At 37.9% G+C, this 12,957-nt stretch carries 12 protein-coding genes; all 12 read right to left on the bottom strand.

Annotated features, from left to right (window positions below):
* Positions 1-27 precede the first annotated feature (27 nt).
* Positions 28-1,140 (bottom strand): hypothetical protein, encoded by a 1,113-nt coding sequence (locus RYO55_RS01565; RefSeq protein WP_295815589.1) that lies wholly within the window; start codon positions 1,138-1,140, stop codon positions 28-30.
* Between the two features lie 108 nt (positions 1,141-1,248).
* Complete coding sequence (locus RYO55_RS01560) at positions 1,249-1,695, bottom strand: hypothetical protein (protein ID WP_004697051.1); 447 nt, start codon at positions 1,693-1,695, stop codon at positions 1,249-1,251.
* 261 nt (positions 1,696-1,956) lie between these two features.
* Positions 1,957-2,964 carry a hydrogenase expression/formation protein HypE gene (gene hypE, locus RYO55_RS01555; protein WP_314983870.1) on the bottom strand — a complete coding sequence of 336 codons (1,008 nt, stop codon included), beginning with the start codon at positions 2,962-2,964 and terminating at the stop codon, positions 1,957-1,959.
* A 1-nt stretch (position 2,965) separates the two neighbouring features.
* Positions 2,966-4,084, bottom strand: a complete 1,119-nt coding sequence (gene hypD, locus RYO55_RS01550) for a hydrogenase formation protein HypD (RefSeq protein ID WP_314983868.1) — start codon at positions 4,082-4,084, stop codon at positions 2,966-2,968.
* Entirely contained in the window at positions 4,044-4,295 is a 252-nt protein-coding gene (locus RYO55_RS01545) for a HypC/HybG/HupF family hydrogenase formation chaperone (protein WP_004693324.1), read from the bottom strand. Before RYO55_RS01545 ends, hypD begins: the two co-directional genes overlap by 41 nt.
* Before the next feature lie 233 nt (positions 4,296-4,528).
* Positions 4,529-6,808, bottom strand: coding sequence for a carbamoyltransferase HypF (gene hypF / locus RYO55_RS01540; RefSeq protein ID WP_314983866.1), 2,280 nt, complete (start codon positions 6,806-6,808; stop codon positions 4,529-4,531).
* Positions 6,809-6,843: 35 nt separating this feature from the next.
* Positions 6,844-8,253 (bottom strand): thioether cross-link-forming SCIFF peptide maturase, encoded by a 1,410-nt coding sequence (gene scfB, locus RYO55_RS01535; protein ID WP_004693319.1) that lies wholly within the window; start codon positions 8,251-8,253, stop codon positions 6,844-6,846.
* Between the two features lie 165 nt (positions 8,254-8,418).
* On the bottom strand, positions 8,419-8,562 hold the full coding sequence (gene scfA, locus RYO55_RS01530) for a six-cysteine ranthipeptide SCIFF (protein WP_004693318.1): 144 nt from the start codon (positions 8,560-8,562) through the stop codon (positions 8,419-8,421).
* A gap of 100 nt (positions 8,563-8,662) precedes the next feature.
* Positions 8,663-9,424, bottom strand: a complete 762-nt coding sequence (locus RYO55_RS01525) for an ECF transporter S component (RefSeq protein WP_295815594.1) — start codon at positions 9,422-9,424, stop codon at positions 8,663-8,665.
* A gap of 49 nt (positions 9,425-9,473) precedes the next feature.
* Positions 9,474-10,316, bottom strand: a complete 843-nt coding sequence (locus tag RYO55_RS01520; RefSeq protein WP_314983863.1) for a hypothetical protein — start codon at positions 10,314-10,316, stop codon at positions 9,474-9,476.
* Positions 10,309-10,713: a hypothetical protein gene (locus RYO55_RS01515; protein ID WP_314983862.1), complete on the bottom strand. Its 405-nt coding sequence runs from the start codon at positions 10,711-10,713 to the stop codon at positions 10,309-10,311. Before RYO55_RS01515 ends, RYO55_RS01520 begins: the two co-directional genes overlap by 8 nt.
* A gap of 115 nt (positions 10,714-10,828) precedes the next feature.
* A partial coding sequence (locus RYO55_RS01510) for a heavy metal translocating P-type ATPase (protein WP_314983861.1) occupies positions 10,829-12,957 on the bottom strand: 2,129 nt, incomplete at its 5' end.

The raw sequence follows: 12,957 nt of genomic DNA, 5'->3' as shown, positions 1-12,957 counted from the left end.
ACTCCTATTACTTTAAGAATTTGTTAATTATTGATTACGCTTTACAACAACGATAGGTTGAGAAACATTTTCTACAGGTTCTTCTGGCTCCTCAACCGCTGTAGTATCATCAGCTACAGTTGCATTTTCATCAACACCATTATTTTCTACATATTCTTCAGACTCACCGGTTGTATTAGGTACAGTTACAGCATCAGCTAATTCATTATCACTATGAGCTAAACCATCGCCACCAATAACAAGACCTTGAATTGTTACGGAATCTTGAGGTTGTACATATACAGTAGCACCAGCTGGATACTCAATATTTTTACCTTTGATGAAAGCGCCTCCTACAAGTCCAACAGGACCGAGTAGAACTGCGCCCGCCACAGATGCACCTGCTGCTTTAACTTCACTACGAGTTTTATCCTTAGCCTCTTTACCTTGTACAGCAGTAAATTCTGTACCATCAATAGCTGGGATTGTATCAAACGTAATATCTAACGCACCATTACGACCAAAGGAACGAGCCTTTTTCAAAGAAGTAATTGTTCCGGAACCTACAGTGCCCGCAGGTACTAATAAAACATTGCCATCCATTACATTTTCTGCAACTGTAAAGGATACAGTGTCACCTTCATGACTAGTTTTAGAAGAAACCGCTTCATTTAGAGTCACTTTGAACACTTGATTACCAGACAATGTACCTACTTGGTTAGTAAGAGCCACATTGCTACCATATACCTTTGTCTTCAAAGAGATAATACGTTTTTGTAAGGAACCGCTACCAATGCGACCATTAACGCTACGTTCCATCTTTTCTACACGGTCTACAAGAGATCCTGCGTTAATGCTATTTTGATATGTATATTCCAATGCATCCATTTCTTCGCGCAAAGAAATATTAGTACCACTGCCTTCTACAGAATTGTAGAGGGAGTCAACACGTTTACTCAATGTTGCGGAATTACCATTGAAACCAGTACCATACACGGTTTCATCAAGTTGATTAATGCGGTCCACAACAGCACCATCTTGTACGGCTCCATATACAGTAGTTTCTAAAACATTTGTTTTTTCAGTTACTGTACCAGGTGCGGCAAATGCAGTGCCTGAAATTAGGGATGCCATTAAAAGTGTAAGTACTTGTTTCTTCATAAATTCCTCCACAATGTATCTAATGTATAACTGTTATACAACAGAATAAGCACGGGCCTAAGACCGTGCTTATTCCCTGAGTCTATCAATTTATATGCTCAGTGGCCATTAAATTTTCAAATCAATAATCGCAGATACACCTACGCCTTGAACACGAGATGCACCAACTGGGTTTGTGCTATTAACAGGAACTAATCCTTTTACACGAACCATACCATTAAAGCTACCTTCTACTTGAGCAACAGCTTTAACCTCTTCAATGCTAGAAGCAGGCCCAGTAACTTGAGCCGCACCGATATAACCTTTTGTACCAATACTGATAATAGGAACTACTTTAGTTGTATATTCAGTACTCAAGTTATTTTGTTTCAATAATTTATTTAGGAAAGAGTCAATTTGTGGACCAAATTTATTAACAACAATGCCGATACCACCAATTTTAGCTGCACCACCAAGAATGCTACTAAGTCCACCAGCTTGAGTTGTCAAGATACCACCAAATGCAGTTGTAGTTAAACAAATCCCTAGAACAGCTGTAATAATCTTCTTTTTCATAATAAGCCTCCTATAGATACTTATATTTTAACAAATTCTATACATAGATTCTAGTGAAAGTATAAGAACTTACACATAAAGATACTAACATAATATAAATTTACGATGAATTCTTAATGAATTTTACGCAACTTAATTTAATGCTACCATCAACGATAAATACTGTCAATATCTAATATAAGTTACATCTAGAAAGCTCAAAAATTAAAATATAAAAATTAACAAAATGATATAGTTAAATTACTATTATTAATTATAAATTTAACAAATTCGTGGAACTTGATCTTCACCTAATAAATCAATCAAACGAACACCACCAATAGTTGTTTGTAATCCAACCTTACCGATATTTTTATCTAAGGTTTTACCAATTAGTACAGCTTCTTTTCCCTCTTCAAAACTATGAAGAATCTTAAGAGTTTCATCCGTAACAGATGGATCGACTACCATTACTACTTTACCTTCATTAGCTAAATATAAAGGGTCGTACCCTAATATGTCACAAACAGACTGTACCTCTTCATGAATTGGTATGGCTGTTTCTTCAACCTTAATCCCCACTTGGCTTTGGTCAGCTATTTCTTTTAGAACAGTACCTAGGCCACCACGAGTTGGATCTCTCAACAAAGCAACTTGAGTTCCTACTTTATCTAATACCGCATGAACCATCTTATTTAGTGGTGCACAGTCAGTTGTTAAGGAGTCAGATAAATCTAAACCAAATCGCTGCCCCATAACGGCAATGGAGTGATCTCCAATAGCACCTGACAAAATGATATCCATCCCTGCTTTCACGCGATGTGGACCAATATCTATTCCAGCTGGAATCATGCCAATACCAGCAGTATTAATGTAGATTTTATCTACTTCACCCTTTTTAACGACCTTTGTATCACCTGTAACAATTTGAACATTTGCAGCTTTTGCCATTTCTGACATAGTGCGAAGTATTTCATCTAGTTCTTTAAAGGCCAAGCCTTCTTCTAAAATAAGACCACAACTTAAATATTGAGGTATCGCACCATTCATGGCTAAATCATTCACAGTTCCACAAACAGCCAACTTACCAATATTACCACCAGGAAAGAATGAAGGTTGTACCACATAGGAATCCGTAGAGAAGGCCATGCGCCCGGCTGTAACGGGAAACTGGGCACCATCGTGTAGGGGCGCCAACAAATCATTTGTAAAATATTTCAAAATAAAACGGTCCGTCAACTCATGACTAAATCGTCCACCATTACCATGTACTAAGCGAACTCGTTCCATATTAATCCTCCCACGTCGATCCACCACTAGAATAACCATATTTATACCATGCAGCACAGCTACCCTCTACAGATACCATACAAGCACCTACTGGATGATTCGAGGTACAGCTTTTACCAAATAACGGACATTCACTAGGTTTAATAAGGCCTTGCAAAACACGTCCACATTGACAGCCTTTAGGATCAAGAGATGGTTTATCTAAGTTAATAGGTAGGAGAAGTTCTACATCGTAAGCTGCATACTCACCCTTTAATGCTAAACCAGAGTTAGGAATAACACCAATACCACGCCATACATCATCGCATACTTCATACACTTCCTCGATCATAGCTTGGGCTACAGGGTTTCCCTTCTGCATAACTACAGAATGATACGTATTGCCCACCACAATATTACCAGACTTACGTTGCTCTAAAATATTAGCTATGGCAGACAATATTTCTAAGCCATCAAAGCCAGCGATACAAGATGGGGTACCGTATTCTTTGGGCAAAAATCGGTATGGTTCTTCCCCAATAATAACGCTAACATGACCAGGTAGAATAAATCCATCGATATGGCCTTCTTGTTTATCTAGTAATGCACGCAATGCTGGTGGTACTAACTTATGAGATACAAGAAAGAATACGTTCTTTAATCCCGCAGCATGAACGGCTTTTACAGTAGCACAAATTACGGCTATAGTCGTCTCAAAACCAATAGCTAAAAATACTATTTTCTTTTCTGGGTATTTTTTACTTAGTTCTATCACCTCTAAAGGCGTATAGATAACATGGATGTGAGCGCCCTTTGTTTGAGCTTCGCTGAGGCTACTATAACTCCCAGGGACCTTCAACATATCCCCAAAAGTAGCAATAATAACATCCTCACGTTCTGCATAGGCTAAAGCCTTATCCATATAGGTTTGATCAGTTACACATACTGGACATCCTGGTCCACTAACAAGTTCTATGCCACTTGGCAATAATTGACGAAGACCTTCTCGGAAAATCGATACTGTATGCGTGCCACAGACCTCCATAAGCCGCACAGTTTCACCTGGCTTATGAAGCGCATTGATGCGCCTTAACAAAGTATCAGCTGTGTGCTGCTTTTCCTGCAAAGTAAGCTTCTTCAAGTTCTTCTAACTCCTTAAAGGCCTCTAATGTTTTTTGAGCCTCTTCTTCATCAACAATTTGTACAGCAAAACCTGCATGAACTAACAACCAATCCCCGACCTTTGCATCTGGTACGAGGAGCAAACTGCAGTCACGGGTAGCACCTGTCAATTCAACGGTACCAATAGCATCATTCACAGCAATCAATTGAGCTGGTACAGCTAAGCACATAATATCTCCTTATCTATATCATTTATAACAAGTTTTATATACATTTACTTTAATAAAACATCTCCAAAATATATGAATAAAATTAATATTATTGTATCACAGTTACACTCATTATTTAGTGATCGCGGCCACAAACAACTAGAGCTTAAACTGGCTATACAACTCATATAGATTAAACAATATTCAAAACATTACTAAATAAATTTGTCTAAGAATAAGATCTACGTGACAATTTATAATTGACTTCCTAACCACAATTGTCCTAAAGCAAGTCCACCATCATTAGAAGGAACAGCTTCATTCATATATAAATTACCTATATGCCACGTCCTATATATGAATTCTAATAATTTACGATTTTGAAATACACCACCAGACATGGCCGCATTACTAATATTATATCGCTCCATCAAGTCTGCAGCCGTTTCACATAGTGCTATTGCCATTGTTTTATGAAATGAAGCAGCTAAATGAGCTCGACATTCACCACGAACAACACCATCCATAATAGATTGAACTGTAGGTGTAAAGTCAAGAATATGTCCATCATAATTGTAAGCAAGTAATGATCCTTTTTCATCACCACATAGAGTTTCTAAAGCAATGGCAATTTGTGCATCATAACTATGGACCATACCAAGACCTAATAAAGCACCTACAGTATCAAATAATCGCCCACAGCTTGTAGCTTGAATCATGGGCATTCTAGATTGTAATGCTTTATCTAAAATTTCCCATCCCTTTGGAAGTTCCTTCATCCATTCTTGATATACAAAAGGGATATCATCACCATAATAATTACGAATATACCATAAGGCTTGTCGCCAAGGTTCAGTAACAGCCTTTTCTCCGCCAGGCAATGGAGCCGCATGAATATGTGCCAATCTCTGATATTGATTGCCTTTACAAAGGAGAAATTCTCCCCCCCATATAGTCCCATCTGGTCCATAGCCAGTACCATCCATAGCAATTCCTAGTACAAGCCCTCTTAAATTATGTTCCGCCATAACAGACGCTATATGAGCATGATGATGCTGAACAGGTACAACAGAAAGATGGAAACTTTCGCCTATTCTTTCACCCAACCGAGAAGAGAAAAACTGGGGGTGACTATCTATGATAATTTTATCTGGTTGTACAGAAAATAAACTCTTGTAACGTTTAATAGTCCATTCTAGTGTTTCATGAGTTGATATATTTTCTAAATCACCAATATGTGGACCTACAAGAATTTCACTACCTTTATTCATAGCAAAAGCATTTTTCAAATCACTACCCATTGCTAATATCGACGAATTATCTAAACCATCACAATGAATAGGTTCAGGCACATAACCACGACTGCGACGAATAAATCGAGGTTTATTATTGATGACCACTACCACTGAATCATCAAGGGGCGCATAGATTTCACGATTATGAACGAGGAAATAATCTGCTACCTCACCTAGTTCATTAAACGCTTGGTCATCGTTATATAATACGGAATCACCACTTCGATTGCCACTGGTCATTATCCATGCCGCATCAAAAGGTAATAACACCTCATGCATTGGTGAATAAGGCAACATAACCCCTAACATGCGATTATCAGGAGCCACATAAGAGCTCAAATGAACAGAACTATTATGATTTTTTTCTAATAACACAATAGGACGTTCCATCCCCGTCAATATATCTAGTTCTACATCATTAATATGTACTAACTCAATCGCCATATCTAGAGTTCCCACCATTATTGCTAATGGTTTATGCGGCCTATTCTTCCGCTTACGTAAGCGTTGTACAGCAGCGTCATTTCTAGCATCGCAAACCAGATGATACCCGCCTACACCTTTTATTGCGATAATACTACCTTCATTAATCAATTCCCGCGTAGTATTCCATATATTCACTGTATCCACAGCCTTGCGATCTGGCTTATACAATGTATATTGAGGGCCGCAGCGAGAGCATGCGTTTGGCTCTGCTCTATAGCGGCGCCCTTCTATATCTTCATATTCAGCCTTACATTCTTCACACATGGGAAACTCGTTCATCGTCGTCCGTTCCCGATCATAGGGCAAAGATTTGATAATCGTATACCTTGGTCCGCAATTTGTACAATTGATGAAAGGATATTCCTTTCTACGTTTATCTTGTTGTAACTCTTTAAGGCAATCATTACAAGGCGCTGTATCGGCACTAATAAAGGTACTCACGGATTCACCTAATGGAGATGGCTGTACAACAAAATCACTTTCATGCATATTAAGTGTAAGATGCTGTACAGTTTGACTAGTAATGCGACATAAACGAGGTTGCTCCTCTTGAACAGCATCTAAGAATAACTGCAATTCACCTAGAAAACCTTGAATTTCAACATACACACCTTGACTATCATTATATACAAAACCTGTTAATCCTAGGGAATGGGCCAACATAGAAACAAGGGGCCGGAATCCGACCCCTTGAACTATACCGGTATAGCGAATTCCCCAGCGTTCTGTAGTTTGATTACTATTTTGTTTCATATAAACTCCTACTATACTCGGAGAATCAAGTGTAATTAACCTAATGCAACAGGAATACTTCCATCAATACCAGCTTGTTCTAATTCGGCTTGAATCATAATAGCACATTCGATGCGTTTCTTCTGTAAACGACAACCAAATTCATAAGGTGTTTCTAGATCGCCACCCAATGTAATGTTGTTAGCATGACAACCACCGGAACAGAAGAATTTCGCCCAACATTCAGCACAAGTTGGTTTGGAGAATACATGTGTATTGCGGAAATCTTTAGGAATTTCTGTATTTTGTAAACCATCATACACATTACCAAGCACGTATCCATCTTTACCTACAAATTGGTGACATGGGTAAATATCGCCATTAGGTACGACTGCCATATATTCATGGCCTGCCCCACAACCACGAAGGCGTTTCGCCATACATGGCCCACGATATAAATCCATGCGGAAGTGGAAGAAGTTAAACTTCTCACCCCAGCCTTCTAACTGGCGTTGTAAATAAATATCTGCTAATTTTTCATATTCTTTCTCTAGAGCTGGCCAATCTTCTTCACGAAGCACATAGTCCCCTTCTTCACCGACAACAGGCTCCATGGACAAATGCTCAAAGCCAAGATCAGACATTGCCATAACGTCTTTAGTAAAGTCTAAGTTTTTATGAGTATATGTACCACGTACATAATATTCAAGACCGTGACGTTGTTTTACTGCGTTGATAAGGTTTTTAGCAATATATTTATAAGACTCTGCACCACTACCTGCTACTGGACGCATTGCATTATGTACGGATTCACGACCATCCAAAGACAATACTAAACTCATCTTGTGTTTGTTTACATAGTCGATTTTATCTTGTGTTAAAAGCATACCATTCGTAGTCAATGTAAGCTTAAATATCTTATTGTGCTTTTCTTGAATGGATTCAATGTATTCAACCGTTTGCTTAACAACATCCCAGTTCAACAATGGCTCACCACCGAAAAAGTCAATTTCGCAATGTTGGCGAGGTCCACTCATTTTAATAAGAAAGTCCACAGCTCGTTTTGCTACATCAAAGCTCATCAATTCTCGTTTAACACCGCCGTAATCCCCTTGACTAGCAAAGCAATATTTGCATGCTAAATTACAATCGTGAGCAATATTTAAGCATAATGCCTTAACAATAGGTTTCTCACCTACTACAAGTTTAAACTCTTTACTCATCGGTGCAAATAGTTGCTCCGCTTTGATGAGCTCATCTAACTCGTCCATAATCTCATCTAGTTCCACTGCATCTTCTTTAGCATCTAACGCAGCATGTACAGCATCGCGATTAGTGCCATCATATATGTCAAGAACTCTATCGATGAGTTCGTCGATAACATGGATAATACCGCTATTTACGTCTAAGCAGTAATAGTTATCCTTCATCCGAAACTTATGGATCATTGGTTTTAATTCTAACATGGTACCTCCAATTGATTTGTATGGTAAAAGCTCTAGTATATAGAACTTTCTAGATAATTGTACCACATTTCCACACTAAACGTTATAAAAAGAGTCATAAAGATATACTATACAATGTATGTCTTTAAAACATAAATAAAAAGGCCCGCTAAGCGAGCCTCTTCATTATTTTTGTTTGCAAACTTGGTTACCAACTGTGCAACTTGTTTTACAAGCGGATTGGCAAGATGTTTGACATTCCCCACAACCGCCAGTTTTAGCAGTTTTTTGTAAGGATTCAGTGTTGATAGTACGAATACGTTTAGCCATGATTATCCTCCTCAATACTTATCGAATGATATTTATTTTATCATATTTATAAAAAGCCTGTAAAATACTATTTCGTTATATTTTCGTCTACAACTTCAGCTTATTTGGTTTCTACCACTTCAGTTTCTCCTAATTGATGGTCTGTAACTTTTGCGTCTCGCATAGCTTCACCTTTAGTTTTCTTAGGAGCATCCTTACGCAAGACTTTACGTAATGCCATTGCTACCGGTGTTACAATTACAGCAGCAAAAACTGCTTCTGGAATACCATGTGTAACAGACAAGAATACAATAGAGCCTAATACTTGATCTGGACTAAGATTCATTTTAAGAGCAAACATATCTGCATAGAGTAAGAAGATTAATCCCATAACCATGATCGTATGGAATACGGTCCCCATAAAAGCAGAAACAATAATACGTGGACCTTGCGGTGCTTTCCACAATAATAGATATACCAAATATGCTAATACTGGGAAAAGTATACGCGGTAATACGGAAATAATTGGATTAATAAATAGTGGGGATAAAATATTAGGAGCTGTAATATTTTGCCACAAACTATAGCAACCAAAGATAAAGCCTACAAAGGCCCCCACTTTTGGTCCTTCTACAATAGCACCAATTAGAGTTGGTACATGTAAAGTTGTTACATTTAGCGGCCCTAATGGAATAATACCATAACCAGAAAGCCCTAATGCAATAGTGATACCTGCTAGTAGACCAATAATTGTCAATTCTCGAATCGTAATGCCACTTTTCTTCTCTTTTTGGGCCTCTTTACGTTCAACTTGCTTCAGTTTTTCATTGTCGTGGATTGATACAGTTGAGTTATCATCCAATGGACGTTCAATGTTGTTCATAGATCCTCCTTCGCTCTCATTCCTTACGGATATAAGTCGAAACTAGAAATTAAATACGTTCACGGCGTCGTGAAATAATACCACGCTCTACCAATGCACCTATAATCACGGCTACACCTGTCATACCAGCTTCTAACAAAGTTGGGGTAACAAACACTAGTGGATTACCTTGATACGTTGGAAAAACGGTGGGAACTAAAGATAAAACAAACTCTGGAATATAACCACCATACAAGATATGAGCGTTCATAGCAAGCCATATGCCTGCAGTAATAATGATACGCAACAAACGTACACCCTTATATGCTAAATCTCTTGGATACAAATAGAATACAAAGACCAATAAAGAAACTAATAATAATACAAGTTCAGCAAATAATATATTTACATTCATGGATGATGCATACATAAAATATACCATCGGATCTTGTAAATCTATATATAGGATTGAGCCAATATACAAGAACGGAATCGGTATAGTATAGGCAATTATATCTAATGCTTCATCAATCATACCCCATCGATAAGTACGATTGAAAAACTTCGTAGCTAATAAACCACATAACTCAATGAGAACTTGAACGATAAAATACACCACAAATAAAAGTAATGCTTTTGCTAATCCATTATCTACATTAAAGCTAAATGGTGTATGAAGAAACGAAAATACCATCCACCAAGCCCAACTATACATATGATATCCCATACTCAATGGTAGATCGTCATTAAATTTAGCATTCTTAAGTCTTCGTACCATAAGCGGTATTACGAGGGACAACACAGGGAATACTAAAATTGGTAACGCTAGCGCTCCACTTAAAGAAAGAACTGTCGTTACAGCACTTACAAATAATGCACAGACAACGGTAAATAACCAGAAATTCTTATTCATTACGGCCTCCTACTAAACGAGTAAGACCATATGCCAAAATCAAGCTAATAGTAACACCAATATACATAGCTACTAAGAATGCTACATCTCGACCAACTGTTGGCCATCCCCACAACATGGATAAATCAACACCTAAAAAAATACCTTTATAGCTGATACCATGAACGACAACCCAACTCACTACATAAGCAATGCGACTTATAGATTTACCATCATCAAAGGTACTGCTTTTAAATGATAAATAGGCCCAAGGCATACATAAGGATAACAATAAATACCATACTAGTGCTACGGTCGCACTCGATCCATTATGAATCATATATGCAATAATGGGGATTACCACAATAAATAGATTCAAATAGAAGGAGCGTTTACAAATATCTATCAAAATGTTCATATAAATCTCCTACAATATGTAATCTCCTTGTATTTTACAATAATCATAGATAAATGTCATCAAAAAAGAAAAACCTCCATACAGGTAAATCAATACCTATATGGAGGTTCTTTGATTAAGCTACTACAGAATCAGCTGTTACATCAATTGTAGGAACAGTTTCCTTTGGTTCATCTTTTTTCAACAATGGGGTCATGCTTTCTAAGCCGATACCCAATGTGAATAGGTTATGCAACCAAGCAGTTTGACTTGGTGGCATAAAGCCAAGTACACCGCCACCAACAAGAGCACCATTGAAACCAACGATACCATTGTAATTTGCTTTGATACGTTTCATCAATGCAATAGAAATGCGGCGCAAATCTACAAGAGCTTGTAGATTATCAGAAGAAATAGTAACATTAGCAATCTTTTGAGCGATTGGAGCGCCTTCATTCATAGCGATACCAACATGAGCTTCAGAAATTGCCGGGGAGTCATTGATACCGTCCCCTACCATCATAACAGTATAGCCATCAGCTTTAGCTTGTTTTACATAACTTGCTTTATCTTCTGGCAATACTTCTGCATGCACTTCATCAATACCAAGTTCGTCAGCTACACGTTGTGCATTACGTTTGGAGTCACCAGTCATCATGACAACCTTTTTAATGCCTAATGCATGCAAATCAGCTATAACTTGTTTTGCCTCTTCACGTACAGGGTCTTTAATGCAAATAACCGCTGCTAATGTACCACCAATAGCGAGGTAAATATGTGAAGATGTATTTGGTAAATTATTGAATTTTTCTTGTTCATCAGCAGGAATCTTTGTTTTTTCATCATCAAAGATATAATGAGCACTACCAATGCGTACACGATAGCGACCAACCTTAGATGCAATACCATGAGCCACAACGTATTCTACGTCAGAGTGCATTTCCTTGTGAGGTAATGCATGATCCTTAGCAGCACGTACAATTGCTTTTGCCATGGAATGAGGGAAATGCTCCTCAATACATGCAGCTAATTTCAACATTTCATCTGCATCATGACCGTTAAATGGAATAATTTGTTCAAACTCAGGTTCAGCTTTAGTAAGAGTGCCTGTTTTATCAAATACAATCATATCTGCTTGTGCAATTTGTTCTAGGAACTTACCACCTTTAACAGTGATACCGCGTTTAGATGCTTCTTGCATAGCGGAAAGTACTGCTAAAGGAATAGATAATTTTAATGCACAAGAGAAGTCAACCATTACGAAAGACAATGCTTTCATCACATTGCGAGTCAACAAGTATGTTAAACCAGCGCCAATGAAGCTAATTGGAACTAATTTATCTGCCATGCGATATGCTTGTTGTTCCATACCAGATTTCATTTGTTCAGACTCTTCAATAAGGTTGACGATTTTTTCGTAACGAGAAGATTTAGATGTGCTACGTACTTCTACAATAGCTTTACCATCTTCAACAACAGTACCAGCATAAACAGAAGTATCTTTATCACGACGAACTGCTTCTGGTTCACCAGTCATGGAGCTTTCATTTACAAGAACAACACCATCGATTACAGTGCCATCCAATGGAATTACTTCACCTTGACGAATGATAATTTGATCACCAGCTACAACCTCGTTAACAGGTTTGCTTACCTCAATATCATCCACCAATACCCATACTTTATCTACGTTCAAGGACATGCTTTGAGCAAGATTCAATACGGATTTACGGTGAGTCCATTCTTCTAAGATATCACCAATACCCAATAGGTACATAACGGCTCCAGCTGTAGGATAATCTTTTTGAAGTAATGCAGCACCAATAGCTACACCATCAAGTACTTCTACAGTTAACTTACGTTGCCACAATGTTTTAATCGCTTTACCGATAAATTTAATCCCATCAAACCATGCCCATGCAGCCGCAATTGGTGCAGGTAACACTGCTTTTTTACCTAAGTAAACTGCTGTGCGGTTAATCATCATTTCACGGTATTTTTTATTTACCAAGCGTGGAGAGTATTCGTTCAAAGCTGGTGCTTCGGACAAATCTAAATCGCGTAGACCAAGTACTGCATCACGCACAGCATCAGAATCACCATTATGTTTAATGGCGATTTGACTGCTACGAGTGTAGAAGGTTACATCTACAATTGCATCATTAAAGAGCAATGTATCCTCTACATAAGCAGCTTCAGCTTCTGTAAAGCGATGACCTGTTACCTTAACATGCAAGCGATTTCTGAGTTTTCGTACAACAGAAA

Source organism: uncultured Veillonella sp. (genome assembly GCF_963551295.1).
Taxonomy (GTDB): Bacteria; Bacillota; Negativicutes; order Veillonellales; family Veillonellaceae; genus Veillonella.
The sequence above is the reverse complement of the archived record's forward strand: the minus strand, read 5'-3'. Positions and strand labels throughout refer to the sequence as shown.